Source organism: Streptomyces sp. V1I1, assembly GCF_030817355.1.
In the GTDB taxonomy this organism is placed as follows: Bacteria; Actinomycetota; Actinomycetes; order Streptomycetales; family Streptomycetaceae; genus Streptomyces.
Genome location: NZ_JAUSZH010000001.1, coordinates 4377501 through 4402214, shown reverse-complemented (window position 1 = coordinate 4402214; position 24714 = coordinate 4377501). Strand labels below are relative to the sequence as shown.

The 24714-nt window shown below is 67.6% G+C and carries 22 protein-coding genes and 2 rRNA genes (1 of these 24 cut by a window edge); 14 read left to right on the top strand and 10 right to left on the bottom strand.

Going from position 1 to position 24714, the window contains the following annotated elements:
- The first annotated feature begins 389 nt into the window (after positions 1-389).
- The 4 genes from pstS to pstB all read left to right on the top strand — a co-directional run bounded on the left by pstS (position 390) and on the right by pstB (position 4500).
- Positions 390-1526 carry a phosphate ABC transporter substrate-binding protein PstS gene (pstS, locus tag QFZ67_RS20750; protein WP_307662569.1) on the top strand — a complete coding sequence of 379 codons (1137 nt, stop codon included), beginning with the start codon at positions 390-392 and terminating at the stop codon, positions 1524-1526.
- A gap of 104 nt (positions 1527-1630) precedes the next feature.
- Positions 1631-2623 carry a phosphate ABC transporter permease subunit PstC gene (pstC, locus tag QFZ67_RS20745; RefSeq protein WP_307662568.1) on the top strand — a complete coding sequence of 331 codons (993 nt, stop codon included), beginning with the start codon at positions 1631-1633 and terminating at the stop codon, positions 2621-2623.
- Positions 2620-3693 (top strand): phosphate ABC transporter permease PstA, encoded by a 1074-nt coding sequence (gene pstA, locus QFZ67_RS20740; RefSeq protein WP_307662567.1) that lies wholly within the window; start codon positions 2620-2622, stop codon positions 3691-3693. Before pstC ends, pstA begins: the two co-directional genes overlap by 4 nt.
- A 30-nt stretch (positions 3694-3723) precedes the next feature.
- Positions 3724-4500 (top strand): phosphate ABC transporter ATP-binding protein PstB, encoded by a 777-nt coding sequence (pstB, locus tag QFZ67_RS20735; RefSeq protein WP_307662566.1) that lies wholly within the window; start codon positions 3724-3726, stop codon positions 4498-4500.
- A gap of 217 nt (positions 4501-4717) precedes the next feature.
- Here the strand turns inward: pstB and QFZ67_RS20730 are convergent, their stop codons facing one another.
- Together QFZ67_RS20730 and QFZ67_RS20725 are read right to left on the bottom strand one after the other, a co-directional pair.
- Positions 4718-5716: an inorganic phosphate transporter gene (locus QFZ67_RS20730; protein ID WP_307662565.1), complete on the bottom strand. Its 999-nt coding sequence runs from the start codon at positions 5714-5716 to the stop codon at positions 4718-4720.
- Positions 5717-5721: 5 nt separating this feature from the next.
- On the bottom strand, positions 5722-6342 hold the full coding sequence (locus QFZ67_RS20725) for a DUF47 domain-containing protein (RefSeq protein WP_307662564.1): 621 nt from the start codon (positions 6340-6342) through the stop codon (positions 5722-5724).
- Between the two features lie 194 nt (positions 6343-6536).
- On the opposite strand from QFZ67_RS20725, the gene QFZ67_RS20720 reads away from it, so the two are divergent.
- Positions 6537-6869 carry a metal-sensitive transcriptional regulator gene (locus tag QFZ67_RS20720; protein ID WP_251017580.1) on the top strand — a complete coding sequence of 111 codons (333 nt, stop codon included), beginning with the start codon at positions 6537-6539 and terminating at the stop codon, positions 6867-6869.
- Between the two features lie 101 nt (positions 6870-6970).
- Here QFZ67_RS20720 and QFZ67_RS20715 read toward each other — a convergent pair whose 3' ends face one another.
- Both QFZ67_RS20715 and QFZ67_RS20710 read right to left on the bottom strand, forming a co-directional pair.
- Positions 6971-7153 (bottom strand): hypothetical protein, encoded by a 183-nt coding sequence (locus QFZ67_RS20715; protein WP_307662563.1) that lies wholly within the window; start codon positions 7151-7153, stop codon positions 6971-6973.
- 75 nt (positions 7154-7228) lie between these two features.
- Positions 7229-8089, bottom strand: a complete 861-nt coding sequence (locus QFZ67_RS20710) for a hypothetical protein (RefSeq protein WP_307665905.1) — start codon at positions 8087-8089, stop codon at positions 7229-7231.
- A 148-nt stretch (positions 8090-8237) separates the two neighbouring features.
- On the opposite strand from QFZ67_RS20710, the gene QFZ67_RS20705 reads away from it, so the two are divergent.
- Both QFZ67_RS20705 and QFZ67_RS20700 read left to right on the top strand, forming a co-directional pair.
- Positions 8238-8417, top strand: coding sequence for a hypothetical protein (locus QFZ67_RS20705; RefSeq protein WP_307662562.1), 180 nt, complete (start codon positions 8238-8240; stop codon positions 8415-8417).
- Positions 8418-8569: 152 nt separating this feature from the next.
- Positions 8570-10138 carry an FAD-binding oxidoreductase gene (locus QFZ67_RS20700; protein ID WP_307662561.1) on the top strand — a complete coding sequence of 523 codons (1569 nt, stop codon included), beginning with the start codon at positions 8570-8572 and terminating at the stop codon, positions 10136-10138.
- A gap of 117 nt (positions 10139-10255) precedes the next feature.
- On the opposite strand, the gene QFZ67_RS20695 is transcribed toward QFZ67_RS20700, so the two are convergent.
- The 3 genes from QFZ67_RS20695 to QFZ67_RS20685 form a co-directional block, all read right to left on the bottom strand.
- Positions 10256-10981, bottom strand: a complete 726-nt coding sequence (locus tag QFZ67_RS20695) for a phosphatase PAP2 family protein (protein ID WP_307662560.1) — start codon at positions 10979-10981, stop codon at positions 10256-10258.
- Between the two features lie 249 nt (positions 10982-11230).
- On the bottom strand, positions 11231-12232 hold the full coding sequence (locus QFZ67_RS20690; protein ID WP_307665904.1) for a bifunctional lytic transglycosylase/C40 family peptidase: 1002 nt from the start codon (positions 12230-12232) through the stop codon (positions 11231-11233).
- A 137-nt stretch (positions 12233-12369) separates the two neighbouring features.
- The gene (locus QFZ67_RS20685) at positions 12370-13206 is read right to left on the bottom strand and encodes an SAM-dependent methyltransferase (protein ID WP_373430075.1); all 837 of its coding nucleotides are present in this window, start codon (positions 13204-13206) and stop codon (positions 12370-12372) included.
- 293 nt (positions 13207-13499) lie between these two features.
- On the opposite strand from QFZ67_RS20685, the gene QFZ67_RS20680 reads away from it, so the two are divergent.
- The 7 genes from QFZ67_RS20680 (at position 13500) to QFZ67_RS20650 (ending at position 21362) form a co-directional block, all read left to right on the top strand.
- On the top strand, positions 13500-13640 hold the full coding sequence (locus tag QFZ67_RS20680; RefSeq protein WP_307662558.1) for a hypothetical protein: 141 nt from the start codon (positions 13500-13502) through the stop codon (positions 13638-13640).
- 357 nt (positions 13641-13997) lie between these two features.
- Complete coding sequence (locus QFZ67_RS20675; RefSeq protein WP_005315450.1) at positions 13998-14306, top strand: hypothetical protein; 309 nt, start codon at positions 13998-14000, stop codon at positions 14304-14306.
- A 162-nt stretch (positions 14307-14468) separates the two neighbouring features.
- Positions 14469-15323 carry a hypothetical protein gene (locus QFZ67_RS20670; RefSeq protein WP_307662557.1) on the top strand — a complete coding sequence of 285 codons (855 nt, stop codon included), beginning with the start codon at positions 14469-14471 and terminating at the stop codon, positions 15321-15323.
- On the top strand, positions 15313-16650 hold the full coding sequence (locus QFZ67_RS20665) for a hypothetical protein (protein ID WP_307662556.1): 1338 nt from the start codon (positions 15313-15315) through the stop codon (positions 16648-16650). Before QFZ67_RS20670 ends, QFZ67_RS20665 begins: the two co-directional genes overlap by 11 nt.
- Positions 16647-18206 carry an SCO6880 family protein gene (locus QFZ67_RS20660; RefSeq protein WP_307662555.1) on the top strand — a complete coding sequence of 520 codons (1560 nt, stop codon included), beginning with the start codon at positions 16647-16649 and terminating at the stop codon, positions 18204-18206. The genes QFZ67_RS20665 and QFZ67_RS20660 overlap by 4 nt, the downstream gene beginning before the upstream one ends.
- A gap of 17 nt (positions 18207-18223) precedes the next feature.
- On the top strand, positions 18224-19636 hold the full coding sequence (locus QFZ67_RS20655; protein WP_307662554.1) for an ATP-binding protein: 1413 nt from the start codon (positions 18224-18226) through the stop codon (positions 19634-19636).
- Position 19637: 1 nt separating this feature from the next.
- Positions 19638-21362 carry a type VI secretion protein gene (locus tag QFZ67_RS20650; protein WP_307662553.1) on the top strand — a complete coding sequence of 575 codons (1725 nt, stop codon included), beginning with the start codon at positions 19638-19640 and terminating at the stop codon, positions 21360-21362.
- A 21-nt stretch (positions 21363-21383) separates the two neighbouring features.
- On the opposite strand, the gene QFZ67_RS20645 is transcribed toward QFZ67_RS20650, so the two are convergent.
- The 3 genes from QFZ67_RS20645 to QFZ67_RS20635 all read right to left on the bottom strand — a co-directional run.
- Positions 21384-21932 carry a GNAT family N-acetyltransferase gene (locus tag QFZ67_RS20645; RefSeq protein ID WP_307662552.1) on the bottom strand — a complete coding sequence of 183 codons (549 nt, stop codon included), beginning with the start codon at positions 21930-21932 and terminating at the stop codon, positions 21384-21386.
- A gap of 99 nt (positions 21933-22031) precedes the next feature.
- Positions 22032-22148 (bottom strand): 5S ribosomal RNA (gene rrf / locus QFZ67_RS20640).
- A gap of 87 nt (positions 22149-22235) precedes the next feature.
- Positions 22236-24714 (bottom strand): 23S ribosomal RNA (locus tag QFZ67_RS20635) (it continues 644 nt past the right edge of the window).

Sequence of the window (24714 nt, the reverse complement as noted above, 5' to 3'; positions counted from 1 at the left end):
ACGCCCCACCGGCGCCGTTCACACAAGCGACGACGGGTCCTTCCCCGAGCGTCGAGACGGACAGCATCCTGTGGCTTCCACCGGCGGAAGCCAGCAACCGCCTCACCCAGCCCCACAACCGCATTCTCGTAGACGCTCTGCTCGAGACTCTTCACTCGGCGTGAGGTGTCGGCGTGGGCCGGCAGGCGTCCCGTGCGGCTGGCACTTAGCTGCCCGACACGGTTCACCTTCCGTTCACCCTCTCCCGTCGGCGGCTTCACCTGATCTGCCTAATTTCGGCCCTACACGGTGACCGGTGCAGTACCGGTCCCCCCACCCCGACACACGCCGCCATAGAACGTGTCAGACATCAGTCAGCGTCCGGCGGCTCTTGGAAGGAACACCCGAAAGTGAAGCTTCAGCGCAAGAACGGGCTTCGCGCCACCGCGCTCGGCGCGCTCGCCATCTCCGGCGCCCTGGTCCTCACGGCGTGTGGTTCGGACGACAACGCGGGCGGCACGGGCGGCAGTGGTGAGAAGACCAACGCCGCCTCGAACGTCAAGTGCGATGGTGCCAAGGGCCAGCTGCTCTCCGCCGGCTCCACCGCCCAGAAGAACGCCATGGACCTCTGGGTCAAGAACTTCCAGGCCGCCTGCTCCGGCGTGGAGATCAACTACCAGGCCATCGGCTCCGGCGGCGGCATCACCAAGTTCAACCAGGGCCAGGTCGCCTTCGCGGGCTCCGACTCGGCGCTGAAGCCCGAAGAGGTCGTCGAGTCGAAGAAGATCTGCAAGACCGGCCAGGGCATCAACCTGCCCATGGTCGGCGGCCCGATCGCCATCGGCTACAAGCTGACCGGCGTGGACAACCTGGTCCTGGACGCCCCGACCCTCGCCAAGATCTTCGACTCGAAGATCACCAAGTGGGACGACGCGGCGATCAAGAAGCTGAACCCGGACGCCAAGCTGCCCAGCACCACGATCCAGGCCTTCCACCGCTCGGACGAGTCCGGCACCACCCAGAACCTCGGTAAGTACCTCAGCGAGGCCGCCCCGGCCGACTGGAAGTACGACCCGAAGACGAAGTCCTGGCCGGCCAAGGGTGGCCAGGCCGCCAACGGCTCCTCCAGCGTCGCCAGCTCCGTCAAGGACACCGAGGGCGCGATCGGCTACTTCGAGCTGTCGTACGCGACCGCCAGCAAGATGAGCACCGTCAAGCTGAACACCGGTGCCGCGGCCCCGGTCGAGGCGACCACCGAGAACGCCTCCAAGGCCATCGGCGCCGCCAAGATCAAGGGCACCGGCAACGACCTCGCCCTCTCGCTCGACTACAAGACCAAGGTCGACGGCGCGTACCCGATCGTCCTGGTCACGTACGAGATCGCCTGCGACAAGGGCAACAAGGCGGAGACCCTGCCGACCCTCAAGGCGTTCCTGAACTACGCGGTCAGCGAGGAGGGCCAGAAGGTCCTCGCCGACGCCGACTACGCCCCGCTCCCGGCCGAGATCGCGACCAAGGTCCGCGAGATCGTCCCGACCCTGTCCTGATTCCGACCGAGGCTGGTCCGTGCCGCAGCACGGGCTCGGACCGGCCTCGGTATCCGGTGCACCGCCGCCAGGAGCCCACAGGCTCCGCAGACCGGAGAGTCCCGATGGTTACCACAACACCCACCGAAACTCCGCCGCCCGCCCGCGGCGGCATACGCACGTCCAGGGGCAGCACCCGCCCCGGCGACCGGATCTTCCTGGGCCTGTCCCGCGGATCCGGGATCACCCTGCTGGTGATCATGGCCGCCATCGCGGGGTTCCTCACCTACCGAGCCGTCCTCGCCATCTCGAAGGACGACGCGAACTTCCTCACCACCTCCGAGTGGAACCCGGCCGGCAGCCCGCCAGTCTTCGGCATCGCCGTACTGGCCTTCGGCACGGTCATCAGCTCGGTCATCGCGATGCTCATCGCCGTGCCGATCGCGATCGGCATCGCGCTGTTCATCTCGCACTACGCGCCGCGCAAGCTGGCCGCTCCGATCTCTTACGTCGTCGACCTGCTCGCCGCCGTACCGAGCATCATCTACGGCCTCTGGGGCGCCATCTTCCTGGTCCCCTACCTCGACGGTCTCAACAAGTGGCTGAACGAGTACTTTGCCTGGACGTACATCTTCGCCAAGGCCAGTGACGGCGTCGCCCGCAACCTCTTCACCGTGGGCATCCTGCTGGCGATCATGATCCTGCCGATCATCACCAACGTCACTCGTGAGGTCTTTCTCCAGGTGCCGAAGATGCATGAAGAGGCCGCTCTGGCCCTCGGCGCCACGCGCTGGGAGGTCATCCGGATGTCGGTGCTCCCCTTCGGCCGCTCCGGCATCATCAGCGCCTCGATGCTCGGCCTCGGCCGTGCGCTCGGCGAGACGATGGCCGTGGCCGTGGTGCTCTCCCCGAGCTTCATCATCTCCGGCCATCTGCTCGACCCGGGTGGCGGCACCTTCGCCCAGAACATCGCGGCGAAGTTCAACGAGGCCAACGAGTTCGGCCGGGACGCTCTGATCGCCTCCGGTCTGGTGCTCTTCTTCATCACGCTGCTGGTCAACGGCGCGGCACGGTGGATCATCGCGCGCCGCAAGGAGTACTCGGGGGCCAACGCATGAGCAACGTCGTCCAGGACAAGCGGCCGATTGCGCCCCTGCGCCCCGCCGCCCTGTCCCACGCCCGCCTCCCCCGCTGGGCTCCGGCCGCCATCGCGGCCGCGTCCATCGCCGCAGGCTGCGCTCTCGGCCTCGTCGCCGGCTGGCAGAGCAGGATCCAGTGGGGCCTGCTGGCCGCGCTCATCTTCGTGCTCTCCAGCTACCTGATCACCACCAAGGTCGAGGGCAGCCGCCAGGCCAAGGACCGGTTCGCCACCAGCGTCGTCTGGGTCTGCTTCCTCCTCGCCGTGATCCCGCTGCTTTCGCTGGCCTGGGTCACGATCAGCAAGGGCATAAAGGTCGTCGACGGGTACTTCCTGAGTCACTCGATGGGCGGCGTACTCGACGCCGATGTCGGCGGCGGTATCTACCACGCGCTGCTCGGCACCATCGAGCAGGTCCTCATCGCGACCGTCATCGCCGCCCCCATCGGCATGCTGACCGCGATCTACCTGGTCGAGTACGGCCGCGGCAAGCTCGCGAAGGCCGTCACCTTCTTCGTCGACGTCATGACCGGCATTCCGTCGATCGTCGCGGGCCTGTTCATCCTGGCCACCTGGAACCTGATGCTGGGCTTCGGGCCCTCCGGGTTCGCCGGCTCGATGGCGCTCGCCATCCTGATGATGCCGGTGGTCGTCCGCTCCACCGAGGAGATGCTCAAGCTCGTCCCGAACGAGCTGCGCGAGGCCTCCCTCGCCCTGGGCATCCCCAAGTGGCGCACGATCCTCAAGGTGGTCCTGCCCACCGCGATCGGCGGCATCACGACAGGCGTCATGCTCGCGATTGCCCGTATCACCGGCGAAACGGCCCCCGTGCTGCTGCTCGTCTTCGGTACGAAGCTGATCAACAACAACCCCTTCGAAGGCGCCCAGTCCTCGCTGCCGCTGTATGTGTACGAGCAGTACGCCGTCGGCACCGACGCAGCGGTCGACCGCGCCTGGGCCGCCGCCCTGGTGCTGATCGCCTTCGTCATGATCCTCAACCTGGTGGCCCGCGGCATCGCCCGCTGGAAGGCCCCGAAGACCGGTCGCTGACCGCGGCCTTCTGAAAGCGAAGTGATTCACATGGCCAAGCGCATCGACGTCAGCGGCCTCAGCGCCTTCTACGGCTCCCACAAGGCGATCGAGGACATCTCGATGACCGTGGAGCCCCGCTCCGTGACGGCCTTCATCGGCCCGTCCGGCTGCGGCAAGTCCACGTTCCTGCGCACCCTGAACCGGATGCACGAGGTCACCCCCGGTGGCCGCGTCGAGGGCAAGGTGCTGCTGGACGACGAGAACCTGTACGGCTCCGCCGTGGACCCCGTCGCCGTACGCCGTACGGTCGGCATGGTCTTCCAGCGGCCGAACCCTTTCCCGACGATGTCGATCTTCGACAATGTCGCGGCGGGCCTGCGGCTGAACGGCTCGTACAAGAAGAACCAGCTGGCAGAGGTCGTCGAGAAGTCCCTCAAGGGCGCGAACCTCTGGAACGAGGTAAAGGACCGGCTGAACAAGCCCGGCTCCAGCCTCTCCGGCGGCCAGCAGCAGCGTCTGTGCATCGCCCGCGCGATCGCGGTCGAGCCGGATGTGCTGCTGATGGACGAGCCGTGCTCGGCGCTGGACCCGATCTCGACCCTTGCGATCGAGGACCTGATCGGTGAGCTGAAGGAGCGCTTCACGATCGTCATCGTGACGCACAACATGCAGCAGGCGGCGCGCGTCTCGGACCGTACGGCGTTCTTCAACCTGTCCGCGGTCGGCCAGCCCGGCAAGCTGATCGAGATAGACGAGACGGAGCGGATCTTCGCGAACCCGTCGGTGCAGGCGACCGAGGACTACATCTCGGGCCGCTTCGGCTAGGCCGGAACCCATAGACGTCCTGCGGTGCTGCATGGCGGTGCCACCGCAAGGCGAAGGGCCCGCCCCCTCTCCCAGGGGGGCGGGCCCGCTCATTTCAGTTACCCGAGTCCGTGGTGGCCGTGGGCCGGGGGGGCGTTGACGGTTGCTGCCGGTGGCGGGTTTCGCCGGGGGACTGGCCCCTACCGCAGGTCGGGCTGACATGGGGCTGTCCCGGCCGTCAGCCGAAGACCAGGTAGACCACGCCATAGCTCAGCGCAGCGACAATCGCGGCCGCCGGCATGGTGATGAACCACCCCATGACGATGTTCTTGGCGACGCCCCAGCGGACCGCGTTCACCCGCTTCGTCGCTCCCACACCCATGATCGCCGAGGTGATCACATGCGTCGTCGAGATCGGCGCATGGAACAAGAACGCCGAGCCGAACATGATGGACGCCCCCGTCGTCTCCGCCGCGAACCCCTGCGGCGGATCCAGTTCGATGATCTTGCGCCCGAGCGTCCGCATGATGCGCCAGCCACCCGCGTACGTACCGAGCGAGAGCATCATCGCGCAAGCGATCTTGACCCAGACCGGAATCGCGTCGCCCTGGTTCTCCACATCGGCGATGACCAGCGCCATCACCACGATGCCCATCGTCTTCTGCGCGTCCTGCAGACCGTGGCCGAGCGCCATGGCCGCCGCCGAGACCGTCTGCGCTATCCGGAAGCCGCGCTTGGCCTTGGACGGATTGGACCTCCGGAACATCCACATGATCGCGACCATCACCAGATAGCCGCAGATCAGACCGACGACCGGCGAGACGAACATCGGGATGACGATCTTCTCGAGCACACCGGTCCAGATGACCTCGGTCCCGCCCGCCAGCGCCGCGCCCACCATGCCGCCGAACAGCGCGTGGGACGAGGACGACGGCAGTCCGAAGTACCAGGTGACCAGGTTCCATACGATCGCGCCGACCAGCGCCGCGAAGAGGATGCCCATGCCCTGCGAGCCCTGAGGCGTCTCGATGATGCCCTCGCTGACGGTCTTGGCGACGCCCTGACCGAGGAAGGCTCCGGCGAGGTTCATCACCGCGGCCATCGCCAGCGCCGCGCGCGGCGTCAGCGCGCGCGTGGAGACCGAGGTCGCGATCGCGTTCGCGGAGTCGTGAAAGCCGTTGGTGTACGTGAATCCGAGCGCGACACCAATGGTCACGATCAGAGCAAAGGTGTCCACGAAGCTCAGGACTCCTTGACCGCGATGGTCTCCACGGTGTTCGCAACATGCTCGAAGGCGTCCGCGGCCTCTTCCAGCACATCCACGATCTGCTTGAGCTTGAGCACCTCGATGGCGTCGTACTTACCGTTGAAGAGCGTCGCAAGGAGCTTGCGGTGAATCTGGTCGGCCTGGTTCTCGAGGCGGTTGACCTCGATCCAGTACTCGGTGAGGTTGTCCATGGTCCGCAGATGCGGCATGGCCTCCGCCGTCAGCTCGGCCGCCCGCGCCAGAACCTCGATCTGCTGCTCCACACCCTTGGGCAGCTCCTCGACCTGGTACAGCACGACCAGGTCGACGGCCTCCTCCATGAAGTCCATGATGTCGTCGAGCGACGAAGCGAGTTTGTAGATGTCCTCGCGGTCGAACGGCGTGATGAAAGAGGAGTTCAGCTGGTGGAAGATCGCATGCGTCGCGTCGTCTCCCGCATGCTCCGCTGCCCGCATCCGCTCCGCGATCTCAGCCCGGCCGGAGGCGTCCGCTCCGAGCAGTTCCATCAGGAGCTTGGAGCCCGTGACGATGTTGTCCGCGGATGCGGCAAACATGTCATAGAAGCTCGTCTCCCTGGGGGTCAGACGAAAGCGCACGTGGGGTCCTCGGGGTGCTCTGGATTTGGTCAGGCTGATGCTAGGCGCATCATCCGGCCACGGCTAACCGGCGTTCCTCAGTGTCGCCCATCAACCAGCGTGATCAGCACGGGCCCCCGGTCCCGATCCGGCACGATTCGTTACGATATACCCACGAGGGGTATCCACACCCCTGTGGACAGCGGGAGGACGCGATGACGACCACTGAGGCGGCCGGCCCCCCGGTCACGGACCACGACCACGGCGTGCACGGCTACCACAAGCAGAAGGACGAGCATCTGAAGCGGCTGCGCCGGATCGAGGGCCAGATCCGCGGGCTGCAGCGGATGGTCGACGAGGACGTGTACTGCATCGACATACTCACGCAGGTCTCCGCGTCCACCAAAGCGCTGCAGTCCTTCGCGCTCCAGCTGCTCGAGGAGCATCTGCGGCACTGCGTCGCCGATGCGGCGGTCAAGGGCGGCGAGGAGATCGACGCGAAGGTCGAGGAGGCGACGAAGGCGATCGCACGCCTTCTTCGTACCTGAGGCGCCCAGTCATTCCGGTCGGGTCATTCCGGCCCAGTCATTCCGGCCGGGCGGCCAGGCCATTCCGGCCAGGCCATTCCGGCCAGGCCATTCCGGCCGGGTCATTCCGGTCGGGAAAGCGCAGACCGTTCCGCTGCCACCTTCAGCACCTCGTCGATACGGTCCGGGCTGAGCCGTTCCTCGTCCGCGGCCGATGCCGCGATGATCAACTCGCCGCACAGCTCGATCTCGGCGAGGGCCACGTGGTCCTGGACGGTCGTCGTACTGGGAGGAGCCACGTGCATTCACCTCTTCCTGCCGGTATCGACTTCCTAGCGTAGGGAGTGATGCACGCACTGCGCATGGCACGTCCGGACCATTTAGGCCCTGATCTTCCCTGCGTAAATGTCCCGTTGGTCGGGCAGACGCACGGCGACCGGCGTCCCGAAGTCGTACAGCAGAGTGGTCGAGGTGACGGCGACCGTGCCGGTCTCATTGGTGAAGCTGAAGCGGTGGCGCACCTTGCGCAGCCGGCCCTCCTCGTCGAGATACGCGTCGAACGGCACGGTGTCCATGGCGAACCCTTTCGCCGCGGCGGCCAGCGAGGCGCGTGCATGTGGTTCGGCGATCCGTGCGGCCTGGGCGATGTCCGTGATGCCGCGGTAGTGCCGCACCTTCGCCCCGGCGAGCTTCTCCTCGCCGACGTACGTCACGTCCCGCGCGCTGCGCAGCAGTTCGGCGGCGGCGAGCGGATCGGTGGCGCCGCCGGTGACCAGGTTCCCGTCCTCGAGGGTGGTTGTGTCGACTCGTACCCATTTGTCCACTGGTACGCCCGCGCCACGGTTCTTCATGTACAGCGCGCCTGGGGCCAGCAGCTCGGTGACCGGACGATGTTCGTCCGCTCCGGCCGGTCCCTTGGGCAGCACGACGGTGAGCTGCCCCATCCGCCGCACGAAGTCGTACCCGCCCTCGCCCCGGATGGTCACCCGGGTCCCGCCGGTGGCCGTCTCCATGGACGTACGGGCCTTAGCACTCCTTGCCCCGGCGAGCACATCCGCGGCCTTGCGCACTTCGTCGACCCGCGTCTCGTCGACCCGCGCCCGACCGGCCTGCCCGCCGCCCCGCCGGTCGTCGGCGACGGCGCCCCAGCCGCCGGAGCAGCCGCTGGTCGCCACCGCCCCCACTACGGCGGCCGCGACGGCGAAAGCCCCGCCCCTGCGCCTGTGCTGCTGCACCACCATCGCCTGCCAACCCCCAACACGGGACCGCTGCTTGTACGAGACGCCCACCCGCCCCGCATAACGACGGCCCGGTCCCCTCGTCACGCCGCTGCCCACGCCCTCTCCTTGCCGCGCCTCGTATTCCGCCCGGCCCCAGTACTGTGGAGAGGTGCCTCAGCAAGCCTCACCCGGCGATGCCCCGGCCTTCCACCAGACCTCCACCACCGAGCGCGGCTCGTTCGCCGTCGCCCGCTGCTCCTGCGGCTGGGCCGGCCCGGCTCGCCGCTCCCGTGAACGGGCCCGGACGGACGCCGGGTTGCACACATCGGCCCTCACGGAGGGGCGCTGACGCATCCCCCGGCGCATCACGCCCTCGGCCGCATCGGGCCCCGCATCCTCGGCCGCACGGACACCAACCTCGGCCGCATCACCGGCAACGAAAAACCACCCGCGCCCGGAACCCCCCACCCCGCACAGCCGTCTCGTCCTCCAGGAGGCCCCATGGACCGGCGCGCGCTGCTCACCACCGCTGTTGCTCTGACCGCCGCTGCCTGCACAGGCAGCGGCGGCGACGGAGCGACCGCGGCCACGACGACCACGCCCACCCGCAGCGCCTCGCAAGGGAGACCGGCGACCACCTCCGCTGCCGTCGCGCCCGACTGGAACGCGCTCGCGCGCGGACTCGACGGGAAGCTCGTGCGCCCCGGGGACGCCGCGTACCCGACCGCGCGACAGCTCTACAACACCCGGTTCGACACGCTGAAGCCCGCCGCCGTCGCGTACGTGGCGGGCGAGGACGACGTCAAGGAGTGCCTGGCCTACGCCAGGGCCCACCGCACGCCCGTCTCCATCCGCAACGGCGGACATTCCTATGCCGGTTGGTCGTCCGGCAACGGCCGGCTCGTCATCGACGTGTCCGCCCTGAACCGCGTCGCTACCGACGGCTCCATAGGCGCGGGCGCCAAGCTGATCGACGTGTACACCGCGCTCGCCCGCAGCGGCCGCACCATCCCCGCGGGCTCCTGCCCCTCGGTCGGCGTGTCCGGGCTCACCCTCGGCGGCGGGCACGGCGTCACCTCCCGTGCGTACGGTCTGACCTGCGACAGCCTCACCTCCGCGACCATCGTCACGGCCGACGGCAAGGTGCTGACCACAAGCGCGAAGGAGAACAAGGAGCTGTTCTGGGCGCTGCGCGGCGCGGGCAACGGCAACTTCGGCGTGGTGACCCGGCTCCATTTCCGTACGCATCCCACGCCGCCGTCCGTCACCGCCTATCTCACCTGGCCCTGGTCGAAGGCCGCGGCCGTCCTGGCCGCCTGGCAGAAGTGGGGACCTGCCCAGCCGGACGAGATCTGGTCGTCGGCGCATCTCGCGGCCGGTCCCGGCGGCCGCACGCCCACGCTCTCGGTCGCCGCGTTCTCGCTCGGCAGCGAGAGCGACCTGCGCAACGCGCTCGACCGCCTCGCCGACCGGGTCGGCTCGCCCGCCCGCTCGGTCTCGGTGCGCCGCCGCAGTTACCAGGACGCGATGCTCGGCTACGCGGGCTGCTCCACTCTCAGCCAGGCCCAGTGCCATCTGCCCGGCACCACTCCGGGCCGAACGAAACAGGGCGCGCTCCAGCGTGAGACGTACGCGGCGGCCTCCGACTTCTTCGACCGTGAGCTCTCACCGGCCGGGCTGCGCGCGCTGATCGCCGCGACCGAGGCGTTCACCCGGATCACGCCCGGCCAGGGCGGGGGCGGCGGCTCCATCGCGCTGACCACGCTCGGCGGGGCGATCAACCGGGTTGACCCGCTGGCGACGTCGTTCGTGCACCGGCGCTCCAGGGTGCTCGCCCAGTACATCGGAGCGTGGCGCCCCGGCACCCCGGGCTCCGCCCAGCAGGCGTGGCTGAAAAGCGCCCATGCGTCGATGCGCCGATACGCATCCGGGGCCGCCTACCAGAACTACGTCGATCCCACGCTGCCCGACTGGCGCCGGGCCTACTACGGGCCGGCCGCGGACCGCCTCACCCGGTTGAAGAAGCAGTACGACCCGGACAGGCTCTTCAACTTCCCGCAGGCGCTGTAGGGCGTGCGGGTCGCGCGGCCGTGCGGGGCGCGCCGGCCCGTGCAGCCATGCAGCCGCACGGGGGTCGCGCGGCCCTACGGCCCGTGCGGCCCGTGCGGCCCGTGCGTGCCCGTGGCGTCAGGCCGCGAGATCTTTCTCCCCGGCCCCTGACCCCTCGGTACTCGGCTCTGGAATGTCGAGCGTCTCGTGCCGGTCCGCCGAACCGGCAACGGGCACCCGCTTCGACCGTACGAGCCGGCCGGTCCGGTCCGATCCGGCGGCCGCCGACACCACCGGCGTAAGGAGCGCCAGCGCGAGGGGCGCGAGCAGCAGGGCCACCGCCGTGCCGAGCGCGAAGCCGCCGACCACGTCGGAGGGGTAGTGCACGCCCATGTAGACCCGGCAGAAGCCCTCGGCCAGCGCCAGACCGATCGCGGCGAAGCCGAACTTCCGGTGTGCGACGAAGAGTCCGGCCGCGAGTGCCATCGCCATCGTGGCGTGGTCGCTGACGAAGGAGTAGTCGGTCTTGCCTGCGACCAAGACCTCGATGCCGCGGTGGTCCACGAACGGCCGCGGTCGCTCCACGAAGCCGCGGATCGGGATGTTGACCAGCAGCGCGATCCCGGCGGCCAGCGGCGCCCAGATCAGTCCGGCGACCGCCACGACCGAGTCCTCGGCGGTGCCGCGCCGGCGCACGCTCCACCAGCACCAGAGCACCACCAGGACCATCGCGAGCATGATCCCGTACTCGCCGGTCAACTCCATGGTGCGATCGAGCCACGACGGGGCGTCCTTGGCCAGGCCGTTGATGTCGCGGAGCAGGCTGAGATCGGGGTTCAAACCGTCCGACGCGAGTCCAGCCATCTGCTGCGGCCCCTTGCCTTGTCGCCTGGCGCGGCGCACCTGCCGAGTGCGCCGCCTCTACCAACCCCCGCGGTCATTACGGTGTCTGCTGCATGGTCAGTGCCGCTGTCCCTGTCCAGGGAACGGCCTGTTCCCTGTGTACGTTCCACTCTCCACCGAACGATCACCATGACGTTATCGAAGAGTGACACATCGTCGCAGCTCAGGGCCTTGGCTTAGCGGAGAGTTCCGGCCACGTACAGCGCTTCGTCATGCTTCCGGCAGATGCGTGGGCAGCGCTTTCGCGCCATCCTCGGTGACTCTCGTCGCGCCGAAGTAGTCCGGGGTGTCGATCTTGTCGAAGCGGATCACAGCTCCGGTGTACGGCGCGTTGATCATGTACCCGCCACCGACATAGAGCCCGACGTGCCGGATCGCCCGCGAGTTGGTGAGGTCGTCCGAGAAGAAGACCAGGTCGCCCGGGAGCAGTTCGTCGCGCGAGGGATGCGGACCGGCGTTGTACTGATCGTTCGCGACCCGAGGCAGCTCGATGCCCACCGTCCGGTACGCGGCCTGGGTCAGCCCGGAACAGTCGAAACGTCCGCCCTGCTCAGGGGTGCCGTTGCCGCCCCACAGATACTTCGTGCCCAGCCTCTGCTGCGCGAAGTAGATCGCACCGGCCGCCTGCCGCGACGGCTCGACCCTTCCGACGGGCCGGGCGAAGCTCTTCTCCAAGGTACGGATGACCTTCACATAGTTCTGCGTCTCGCGGTACGGAGGGACGCCGCCGTGCTTGATGACGGCGTATGCGCCCGCGTTGTACGCCGCGAGCATGTTGTCGGTCGGGTCGCCGGGCACCTTCTTGACGTATCCGGCCAATTCACAGTCGTACGAGGCAGCAGACGGAATCGCGTCCGCCGGATCCCAGACGTCGCGGTCCCCGTCCTTGTCCCCGTCGACGCCGTGCGTCGCCCAGGTGCCGGGGATGAACTGCGCGATGCCCTGGGCCGCGGCCGGGCTCTGCGCCCTGGGGTTCCAGCCGCTCTCCTGGTACAGCTGGGCGGCGAGCAGCGCGGGGTTGATTGCCGGGCAGAGGTTGCCCCACTTCTGTACGAGCGGCTGATAGAGCGCGGGCACGGCTCCCTTGGCAAGCCCGACCGCCCGCCCGCCGCTGCCGTTCGCGCCCATGAGCCCGGCGGCCGCGGAGTAGGTCCCGACGACGAGCAGCGCGACGAAGCTCAGGCAGAGCCCGATCCCGGCCCCACTGGCCATCCAGACTTTTCGCACGCCCTCAACCCTCTCCCATCCGGGCCGCGTTCCAGCCAGTTTCGGCCCGCGCCTACGGTTCGCGTTCTGCGGTTCGCGTCCTGCGGTTTACGTTCTACGGCTTACGTCCTGCGGTTTACGTTCTACGACTTGCGCCCGACGCCGCCGAACATGGCGACCTCGTCGGGCTCTTCGCCGCCGGCCGCCTCGGGCCGCCAGCGCGAACACGACACCAGACCGGGCTCCAGCATGTCGAGCCCGTCGAAGTACCGCGTCAGCTGCTGCGGGGTGCGCTGGGTGAGCCGGGGCGTGCCGTGCTCGTTCCAGAACGCGACGGCGGCGTCCACATCGGGCATCGCCGGGCTGGTGATGGTGTGGGAGAGAACGAGATGGCTGCCGGCGGGCATCGCGTCCATGAGGCGGCGGACGATTCCGTACGACTCCTCGTCGTCCTCGATGAAGATCACCACCCCGAGCAGCATCAGCGCGACGGGCTGCGAGAAGTCGAGCGTGGCGGCGGCGCGTTCCAGGACGGTGTCGACGTCGCGCAGATCGGCATCGAGGTAGTCGGTCCGCCCCTCGGGCGTACCGACGAGCAGGGCGCGGGCCTGCGCGAGGACGAGAGGGTCGTTGTCCACGTACACGATCCGCGCCTCGGGCGCCGCCCGCTGAGCCACCTCATGGGTGTTGTTGGCGCTGGGCAGCCCCGTCCCGATGTCGAGGAACTGCCGGATGCCGACATCCGCGGCCAGATGATGCACGGCCCGCCCCAGGAACAGCCGGTCGGCGAGGGCGTAGTCAACGATGCCGGGGTGGAGCCGGCGAATCTGGTCCCCGGCTTCGCGGTCGACGAGGTAGTTGTCCTTGCCGCCCGTCCAGTAGTTCCAGATACGGGCGGTGTGGGGGCGCGAGGTGTCGATCCTGGACTGTAAGTGCGCGTTGTCGGTCACACAGTCCAAGATATCCAACTCTGCGGGCATCCAACTCGCCCCGTCACAGCCGGTGTTGAAACGACAGACGAGCGCTGACGGCCAGGTACTCAGGGAGCTCTGAGTACCTGCCCCCAAGCATCGGCGCGGTTCGCGCCATAGCGTTGCCTCGTGATCGGTGCACACGAACCCGCAGAGGTTCCGCTCGGCAGAACCAGTCGCGCGCGTCGCATCGTCCTCACCGACCTCAGGGGAGTGGCTGACTCTCACCCCACCGCGTACGACGGACACCGACCCGTCCGTTCGGTCACGCGATTTGTCCGCTCAGCACGGGGGAGGGCGCATTGGCGCTCAGCGCGAAATGGGGAGAGCTGTTCGGCAACGACAGCTCCGGCACCGGAATGAAAGAGCCCTTGATCCTGGTGACAGTGGTCTCCGGCTGTTACCGAGCGCCGGAGGGCGCGGACCTCAACGGCGTGCACTGACTCGGCTGAACATAACAGCACCTCCTGCGGGCGGCACCTCAGCGAGGGTGCCGCCCGTGCAGGTAACCGCGACCGGACACGGGCGAAGGGCGCGTGCAGCGCCAAAGGGCGGCACAACGACAGTCATTGCCCGGAGTCACCCTCCGTGATACACAGAGTGACCATAGGTACTCATCATCGCGCCGAACCGGTCCACGCCGCCGCAGGTCAGGACGGTGAGATCGGTCATACGTGCGGAGATCGGGTAAAGAGACCCGCCAAGTCGGCTTACGCGGGCGATTTCATCAGCGAAGATAGAACGACGGCCCGTGCCGAGGGGCAGGGGCACTGAACAACCCAACAGGGGCGGTGAGTTACATGATCCTGGCAGCCGAAAAGGGCGACATCACCACCATCATCGGCGGAATCGCCCCGAACTGGGGGCCTTTCGGGAGCCTGGGGAACGAGGCCCGAGTGATGATCGAGGTGGTGATGGCCATTGCCATCCTCCTCTGCCTCGGCATCGCGATCTGGGGCGCGGCCAAACAGCGCATCGGCGCGACGGCACTTCGCGACACCTTCAGCGCCGAGCAGGGCAAGGGCCTGATCGTCGCCGGGCTGACCGGCGTCTTCATCATCGGGTCACTGGGGACCTTGTTCACCATCGTGTACGGGATGGCTGTCTGACCCGTCCGTCGTCCTCTCCGAGCGTGCCCGGCCCACCCTTTGAGGTTGCGTCTCCCTGATGTCGAGTCACCACACCGCGCCCGCGCGGGAAGCAGCACGACTACCGTCGTACTACGTGTCGTACGACGTGGAACTGCGAACGGTTGAGGGGGCATACGCGAGATGAGCCTCGGTGACGAGCACGGCTACGGCGGCGAGCCGGGCGGCCGCACGGACGAGGGCTTCGGCGGCACGGGCCAGACGCGTACGCGTCTGCCGGGCGGCGGCGACACGGACATCTACGGCGGCGCGCGCAGACCGGTGCGGAGCTCCCGCTCCCTGATCACAGTGGTGGGCGTCGTAGTGCTGCTGATCGCGGCTATCGCGTTCGCGAACCAGGGCGGGGGCGACGACAACTCGTCAACGACCGACGCGAAGGGCACGGGGACAGCACCGACGGCGGCGACGGGGGTGCGACCGGTGACGGGGAAGAACGGGGAGATTCCGTCGGGGTTCGCGAAGGACGAGCAGGGGGCGCAGAGCGCGGCGGCGAACTATGCGGTCGCGCTCGTCTCCGCCGAGATCCTGAAGCCCGACCGACGGCGCGAGATCGTGCGCCAGCTCTTCGTCACCGCGAAGGTCGGTGAGCTGGAGGCCAGGCTCGACCAGGCGTACAACAAGGAGTTCCTCGGCAAGATCGGGCTCGACGCGAAGGGCGATGCCCCCGCGGGGCTCACGTACGTGTCACGCACGGCGCCTGTCGGCACCAAGGTCACGGAGTACACGAACACGTCCGCCACCGTCGAGGTCTGGTGCACCGGCGTCTTCGGCACCGCCGGAGTCAGCTCCACCAATCCGGTGTCCAACGACTGGTTCACCATGACGCTCAAGCTCCAGTGGGCAGACGGGGGCTGGAAGGTCGAGAGCTTCTCCCAGAAGGACGGCCCGGCACCGGTGAACGCTGACCGCACAGCCTCCACCGCCGACGAGATCGCCAAGGCAGTCGAGCAGTACGGAGGGTTCACGTATGCCCGGTAGCCCCCGCGGCGCGCTCACGCTTACGGGCGTTTTCGTGGCCGTCCAGACGACAGCCGTACTCATGGCATCGCGCGCGTTCGCGGCACCGACACCCACGCCCACGCCCACGCCGACACCGTCCAACAGGGACAAGTGCGACCTCATCGTGGGGCCCGCGCGGGACTACTGCGACAACGGCGACCCCGGAGGCGGCGCCGCCCGCACCGGCCCCCCCGACCCCACCACCGCCCTAGACCCCCTCGCCTCCCTCGCCCGCGGCTGCGCCGACGCCGCCGTGAAAATCGTCGACGTCCTCTCCAACGCCGTGAAGTCCACCGCCGAGGTCGACTTCACCAACTCCGCCTTCCTCGCCCGCTACGCCATCGTCTTCGCCGCCGCCACCATCCTCACCCTCATCCTCTGGCTCCTCGCCGTCGCCAAGCGAGCCATCCGCGGCGTCCCCCTCACCACCGCCATCGGCGAAGCCGTCGGCTTCCTATGGCTCACCGTCCTCGCCTCCGCCTTCACGCCGCTGATCCTCTACACCCTCGTCTCCGCCACCGACGCCGTCACCGAGGTCATCGCCTCCGGCACCGGCCAGCAGACCGACGTCTTCTTCGGGAGTTTCAAGGAGGCCCTCCAGAAGGGCGACAGCATCGGCGGCGGGCCGATCATGCTGATCGTCGTCTCGCTCGTCACCGTCCTCGCCGCCGGCGTGCTCTACCTCGAGCTCTTCATCCGCGCCGTCCTCCTCTACGTCGGCGCCCTCCTCGGCGTCGTCGTCTACGCCGGACTCGTCGACAAGAACATGTGGGGGCACGTACGCCGCTGGGCCGGGATCATGATCGCCGTCATCCTGGTCAAGCCGGTCATCGTCATCGTCCTCGGACTCGCCGGCGCCCTCGCCGCGGACAAGGGCCCCGACTCCTTCTCCGCCGTCGTTTCCGGACTCGCGATCATCCTGCTCGCCATCTTCGCCTCCGCGATGATCTACCGCTTCGTCCCCGGCTTCGGCGACGAGATCGCCGCCTCCCGCAACAACCGCCTGCAGAACGGCGCCGAGAACGCCGCGGCCGCCGTCATCAGCTCCCCCGCCGCCCTCGTTTCGCAAGGCATCAAGACCCACAGCAGCCGCGGCAACCAGGGCGGCGGCGACAGCAACGGCAGCGCGCCCCGCCCGGCCAACCCCCTCAGCGGAGGCGTCGCCGCGCACAGCAGCCGCAACCCCGGCCCGAGCGGCGGCGGGGGCGGCGGATCTGCACCCGCCGCGCCCCCACCCCGTAGCAGCACACCCGGCACCAGCAACCCGCACAGCAACCGCAAGAGCACAGGAGGTGGAGGGCGTTGACCACCCAGTCCCATCCGATCACGCCCCGCCGTACGTATCTCATCGGCCGGGCCCGGCCGAACGCGATCGTCGGCAAGAACCGCGAGACCGGCGAGATCGCGCTGATCATCGCCGGCGCGTTCCTCGGCATGATGAGCGGGCTGCTGGTCCCCGTCCTGTCCCTGCGTATCGTGCTCCTGATGGGCTTCCCGCTCCTCGCGCTCGCCGCCGTGTACGTCCCGTACAAACACCGCACCTTCTACAAGTGGTTCGAGATCAACCGCAGTTACAAGCGCACCCTGCGCAGCGGCACCCTCTACCGCTCCACCGCCGCCGAGGCCGGCACCCGGCTCGACGGCCGTGAGATCGAGGTCGGCCCACCCCCGGGCATCGGCCGGATCAACTGGCTCGCGGCCCCCTTCGGCCCCGACGAGATCGCCGTGCTGCTGCACGCCGACCGCCGCACGGTCACCGCCGCCATTGAGATCGAGGGCCCGGGCGTCGGACTGCGCGACAGCGAGGACCAGGAGGCCCTCGTCGACCGCTTCGGCACGCTGCTGAAGCATGTGGCCAACGGCGACGGCTTTGTGACCCGCCTTCAGATGCTGGCCCGCACGCTGCCCGCCGACCCCGACGCGCACGCCAAGGACGTCGCCCAGCGCGGCGACCAGCAGTCGCCCGGCTGGCTGCGCGACTCGTACGACCAGCTCCAGTCGATGGTCTCCACCTCCAGCGAGCAGCACCGCGCGTACCTTGTCGCCTGCATGCACTACACGCGCGAGCTGGCCGCCGAGGCGCACGCCATGGCCCGCGCCGCCCGCCACGCCACAGGTTCCAACTCGCGGAAGCTCGACAAGGACGCGGGCCTCGCCGTCGTCATGGCCCGCGAGCTCACGGACATCTGCGCGCGCCTCGCCGAGGCCGACATCCGGGTCCGCCAGCCGCTCGGCCAGGGCCGGCTCGCCTCCCTCGTGCACTCGATGTACGACCCCGACCATCCCATCGACCACATCCAGGCCATGACGAAACGCAACGCCTGGCCCGCCGAGCTCGACGCCATGGAGCCCACCTTCCTCCAGGCGAAGACCCGCGAGTCGTCCACCCGCGCGCCCTGGTGCCACTCCACCGCCTGGGTGAAGGAGTGGCCGATGACCCCGGTCGGCGTCAACTTCCTTGCGCCGCTGCTCGTCCACACCCCCGATGTGATCCGTACGGTCGCGGTCTGCATGGACCTGGAGCCCACCGAGGTCGCCATCGAGCGGATGCTGACCGAGAAAACCAACGACGAGGCGGACGCCAGCCGCGCCGCCAAGATGAACCGGACCGTTGACCCGCGCGACATCGCCGCGCACGGGCGACTCGACCAGAGGGGTGAAGATCTCGCCAGCGGTGCGGCGGGGGTGAACCTTGTCGGGTACATCACAGTGTCTTCGCGGTCTCCGGAGGCGTTGGCCCGCGACAAGCGGACGATCAGGGCCTCGGCCGGCAAGTCGTATCTGAAGCTGGAGTGGTGCGACCGCGAGCACCACCGTGCCTTTGTGAACACCTTGCCGTTCGCGACCGGCATCCGACGCTGACGAGAGGGCACTCCGCCATGCGAGATCCGCTGTCCGTCTTCACGGATGCCTTCACCTCCTTCCTGTTCGGGAAGGTTGAGACGACCCGGCTTCCGGTGCGTACGTCCACGGGCCAGGCACAGGCCGTCTACCTGCCCACCGCCGCGCCCGGCCTCGGCGACTCGGGCGTGATCATCGGCCGCGAGGTGTACAGCGGAAAGGGCTATATCTACGACCCCTTCCAGCTGTACGGCCAGCAGCTGCCGGCGCCTCACTGGCTGGTGCTCGGCGAGTCCGGGAACGGCAAGTCGGCGCTGGAGAAAACGTACGTGCTGCGGCAGTTGCGCTTCCGCGACCGCCAGGTGGTGGTGCTGGACGCGCAGGGCGAGGACGGGGTCGGCGAGTGGAATCTCGTCGCCCAGGAGATGGGGATAACCCCAATCCGGCTCGACCCGATGACGGCGCTGGACGGCGGGATCCGGTTGAACCCGCTGGACCCGGCGATCACCACGACCGGCCAGCTCGCCCTCTTGAGGACCATCATCGAGGTCGCGATGGGACACGGCCTGGACGAGCGGTCCGGCTTCGCGCTGAAGGTGGCGCATGCGTACGTCAACGAGACGATCGTCGACCGGCAGCCGGTGCTGACCGACATCGTGGACCAGCTGCGGCACCCCGAGCCGGAGTCCGCCGAGGCGATGAACGTCGACATAGACGACGTACGCGCGTGGGGTCTGGACGTGGCGCTGGTGCTGGACCGGCTGGTCGACGGTGACCTCCGTGGCATGTTCGACGGCCCGACGACGGTCGGGATCGACCTCGACGCGCCTCTTATCGTTTTCGATCTCTCCCACATCGACCGCAACTCCATCGCCATGCCGATCCTGATGGCGATCGTGGGTGTGTGGCTGGAGCACACCTGGATCCGTCCCGACCGGAAGAAACGGATCTTCCTGGTCGAGGAGGCCTGGCACATCATCAACAGCCCGTTTGTCGCCCAGCTCTTCCAGCGCCTGCTGAAGTTCGGCCGCCGCCTGGGCCTTTCCTTCGTAGCCGTGGTCCACCATCTCTCGGACGTGGTCGACGGCGCGGCGGCCCGGGAGGCGGCAGCGATCCTGAAGATGGCGTCGACACGGACGATCTATGCGCAGAAGGCGGACGAGGCGAGAGCGACGGGGCGGGTGCTCGGCCTTCCGCGCTGGGCGGTGGAGATCATCCCTACGCTCACTCCCGGCATCGCGGTCTGGGACGTCAACGGCAACGTCCAGGTGGTCAAACACCTGGTGACGGAGGCGGAGAGACCACTGGTCTTCACGGACCGGGCGATGACGGAATCCTCGGGGCCCGCGCTGCCCGAGGACGTAGCGGCCGCGGAGTGGGAGGCGGAGCAGCGCGCGGCCCTCATCGAGCAGCAGCAGCTGGGCGCGTCCTCCGAGTCGACGGTGGCATGACATGCGCACCCGTCACCACCATCACGAGGACGAACGCGGCATCCCGGACGGCCTGTTGGTGGGCCTGCTCGGCTTCCTGCTCGGCCTGACGCTGCTGGTCTGGACGGCGACGGGTCTGGCGGGCGTACTGGCGCGCGGTGCGTGGCCGAAGGGCGTCACGTTCACCAACACGCCGTTGGCGATGCGCGCGCTGGCGTCGAACCCCCACGACCTCCCGGCGGCGTGGCCACAGACGCCGACTGCGGAGCTTTCGGGCTACGGCCTGTTCTGGGGCCTGGCGATCGGCGAACTGATGGTGCTGGTGGTCCTGACGGTATTCACCCTGGGCACGCTGGCCCGCTGGCGAGCAGTCCGCGCGGGGCAAGTGCGGGGCGCGGCGGCGAAGGGGAGAGGTGCTGCGTCGGGCAGGCGCTTGGGGACGGGACCCAACCGGGGCGAGGGACAGACCTCGGGCGGCTGGGAAACCACCCCGGTGGGCCATGGCGAAGCCGCCGGCCCGAACCCGGCGCAGCCGGTTGAGGTAACCCCCGCAGGCAGCGGCGCAGCCACAGGCCCCAACCCCCTCGCGGTGCAAGGCGCGGGCGGGCGGGAAAACGCCCCCGCCGACCGGGAAAACACCCTCGCCGACCGGCCGGCCGCCGACATGGTCCACGGCGGAGCCGTCGGCCCGGGCCCGGCGCAGCCGATTGAGGGAACCCCCACGGGCAGCGGCTCAGCCGCGCACCCGCCCCCCGGGGCCGCAGGCCGCAACCCCCTTGCGGGACAAGGGGCCGGCGGGTGGGAAACCCCCGTCCCCGCGCCCCGCACCCCCCGCCTCCTCTACGGCGACCCCGCCACCCGTCGCCCCACCACCGTCCAGGCCGTCCTCGACGCCGACGGCCCCGCCCTCGTCGTCACCTCCGACCCCACCGTGTGGGCCGAGACCAAAGACGCCCGGGCCAAGCTCGGCCCCGTCCTCGTCTACGACCCCGGGCACCTCTGCGACACCCCCGCCCGCCTCCACTGGTCCCCCACGGCACACTGCGAAGACCCCGCCACCGCCCAGGCACGCGCCACGGCCCTCCTCGCCCCCGTACGCCCCCGCGCCCTCCTCGACGCCGCCATGGCCGACACCGCCGAGACGCTCCTGCGCTGCTGGCTGCACGCCGCCGCCGTGGACGGACGCCCGTTCAAACAGCTCCACCGCTGGGCGCTCGGCGGCGGCGCCCATGACGCCGTACGCATCCTCCGTACGCACCCCAAGGCCACCGCCGGACTCGCCGGCCTCCTCGAGTCCGCGCTCACCGCGCACCCCGAACGCCGCGAGATCGCCCAGCAGTTGGTGGTACGCGCCCTCTCCGCGCTCTCCTCGATCCACATCCGCGAGGCCTGCACCCCGAACCGAACGGATTCGCTCACCCTGGAATCTTTTATCGACGAAGGGGGCACGCTTTACCTGGTGGGGGAGCCCATTGAGGACCCCCGGACCCACCCCGGCACAATGCCTCTGCTCACCGCACTGGCCTCAGACGTGGTCGAGCACGGCCGCCGCATGGCCGCACGGTCATCCGACGGTCGGCTCGACCCACCAATGACGCTCGTCCTCGACGACGTCGCCGCCGTGGCGCCGCTTCCCCGGCTTCCGGAGCTGCTGGCCACCGGTCAGGACCAGGGACTGCCGACCCTGGTCCTGCTGCGTTCAGCCGAACAGGCGCGCGCCCGCTGGCCCGAGCCACTCGGCCAGTAGCGCAAACCGACCTGAAGCCCCCTACCGCAAGACCTCGAGTTCCAGCTCCCGCGCCGCGGAATCACCCGGTACGGGCACGGTGTCCCCGCTCGCCACGAACCCCATCCGCCGGTAGAACGCCGCGGCCCGCGCGTTGCGCTCGTGCACATACAGCCGCACCCGCTTCACCGGCGGCCCGGCCAACTCCCACGACCACTCCATGGCCGCCCGGAACAGTGCCTCCGCGACACCCGCGCCACGTGCCTCGGGCCGTACGAACACCGCGACCACATGCGCCTGGTCGACCTTCGCCGCCTCCCCGAACCGCACCTCGCCCGCCGGCCGCTCGACCAGCACGGTGACCGTGCCCGCCCACTGCCCGTCCGTCGCCTCGGCGATGAACTGCCGCCCCACGATCCCCTCGGCGACTCTGGATGTGCGCTCCTGCCAAAATCCGTCGGGCCGCTCGACGGCCTGCTCGTACGTCTCCAGGAAGGCGATGGGTGCGGCGGGATCACGCAGGGCGGCGAGCCGGATCTCCCGGGCCTTGGCCCACTCCTCGGCCTGTACGGGTCGAATGACATAGTCCATCTCCCGATACTGACCGCGTCACGCACCTCTGAGCAACGCGGTTTAAACGCAAAAATGCCTCAGTCCCCGGACAAGGTCCGGGGACTGAGGCTAAAAATTGTTCGGCGGCGTCCTACTCTCCCACAGGGTCCCCCCTGCAGTACCATCGGCGCTGAAAGGCTTAGCTTCCGGGTTCGGAATGTAACCGGGCGTTTCCCTAACGCAATGACCACCGAAACTCTATGAAGATATCGATCCGGAGCCCCGGCCATGGGGGCTCGACAGTTCGTTACTTCAGAACTGACACAGTGGACGCGAGCAACTGAGGACAAGCCCTCGGCCTATTAGTACCAGTCAGCTTCACCGGTTGCCCGGCTTCCACATCTGGCCTATCAACCCAGTCGTCTACTGGGAGCCTTACCCTCTCAAGGAGGTGGGAGTCCTCATCTCGAAGCAGGCTTCCCGCTTAGATGCTTTCAGCGGTTATCCTTTCCGAACGTAGCCAACCAGCCATGCCCTTGGCAGGACAACTGGCACACCAGAGGTTCGTCCGTCCCGGTCCTCTCGTACTAGGGACAGCCCTTCTCAAGACTCCTGCGCGCGCAGCGGATAGGGACCGAACTGTCTCACGACGTTCTAAACCCAGCTCGCGTACCGCTTTAATGGGCGAACAGCCCAACCCTTGGGACCGACTCCAGCCCCAGGATGCGACGAGCCGACATCGAGGTGCCAAACCATCCCGTCGATATGGACTCTTGGGGAAGATCAGCCTGTTATCCCCGGGGTACCTTTTATCCGTTGAGCGACGGCGCTTCCACAAGCCACCGCCGGATCACTAGTCCCGACTTTCGTCCCTGCTCGACCCGTCGGTCTCACAGTCAAGCTCCCTTGTGCACTTACACTCAACACCTGATTGCCAACCAGGCTGAGGGAACCTTTGGGCGCCTCCGTTACCCTTTGGGAGGCAACCGCCCCAGTTAAACTACCCATCAGACACTGTCCCTGATCCGGATCACGGACCCAGGTTAGACATCCAGCACGACCAGAGTGGTATTTCAACGACGACTCCCCCTGAACTGGCGTCCAGAGTTCACAGTCTCCCACCTATCCTACACAAGCCGAACCGAACACCAATATCAAACTGTAGTAAAGGTCCCGGGGTCTTTCCGTCCTGCTGCGCGAAACGAGCATCTTTACTCGTAGTGCAATTTCACCGGGCCTATGGTTGAGACAGTCGAGAAGTCGTTACGCCATTCGTGCAGGTCGGAACTTACCCGACAAGGAATTTCGCTACCTTAGGATGGTTATAGTTACCACCGCCGTTTACTGGCGCTTAAGTTCTCAGCTTCGCCACACCGAAATGTGACTAACCGGTCCCCTTAACGTTCCAGCACCGGGCAGGCGTCAGTCCGTATACATCGCCTTACGGCTTCGCACGGACCTGTGTTTTTAGTAAACAGTCGCTTCTCGCTGGTCTCTGCGGCCACCCCCAGCTCAGAGTGCAAGACTCATCACCGGTGATGGCCCCCCTTCTCCCGAAGTTACGGGGGCATTTTGCCGAGTTCCTTAACCATAGTTCACCCGAACGCCTCGGTATTCTCTACCTGACCACCTGAGTCGGTTTAGGGTACGGGCCGCCATGAAACTCGCTAGAGGCTTTTCTCGACAGCATAGGATCATCCACTTCACCACAATCGGCTCGGCATCAGGTCTCAGCCTTGATGTGTGACGGATTTGCCTATCACACGGCCTACACCCTTACCCCGGGACAACCACCGCCCGGGCTGGACTACCTTCCTGCGTCACCCCATCGCTTACCTACTACCACCTTGGGCCGGCGGCTCCACCACTCCCCTTCACCCGAAGGATCCAGGGCGGCTTCACGGCCTTAGCATTAATGGGCTCGATACTGGGCGTTTCAAAGCGGGTACCGGAATATCAACCGGTTGTCCATCGACTACGCCTGTCGGCCTCGCCTTAGGTCCCGACTTACCCTGGGCAGATCAGCTTGACCCAGGAACCCTTAGTCAATCGGCGCACACGTTTCTCACGTGTGTATCGCTACTCATGCCTGCATTCTCACTCGTGTACCGTCCACCACTCGCTTACGCGGCGGCTTCACCCGGCACACGACGCTCCCCTACCCATCCCAGCGGGCGTTGGCCCTCATGCTGGAATGACACGACTTCGGCGGTACGCTTGAGCCCCGCTACATTGTCGGCGCGGAATCACTTGACCAGTGAGCTATTACGCACTCTTTCAAGGGTGGCTGCTTCTAAGCCAACCTCCTGGTTGTCTCTGCGACTCCACATCCTTTCCCACTTAGCGTACGCTTAGGGGCCTTAGTCGATGCTCTGGGCTGTTTCCCTCTCGACCATGGAGCTTATCCCCCACAGTCTCACTGCCGCGCTCTCACTTACCGGCATTCGGAGTTTGGCTAAGGTCAGTAACCCGGTAGGGCCCATCGCCTATCCAGTGCTCTACCTCCGGCAAGAAACACACGACGCTGCACCTAAATGCATTTCGGGGAGAACCAGCTATCACGGAGTTTGATTGGCCTTTCACCCCTAACCACAGGTCATCCCCCAGGTTTTCAACCCTGGTGGGTTCGGTCCTCCACGAAGTCTTACCTCCGCTTCAACCTGCCCATGGCTAGATCACTCCGCTTCGGGTCTTGAGCGCGCTACTGAACCGCCCTGTTCGGACTCGCTTTCGCTACGGCTTCCCCACACGGGTTAACCTCGCAACACACCGCAAACTCGCAGGCTCATTCTTCAAAAGGCACGCAGTCACGACGCAAGGA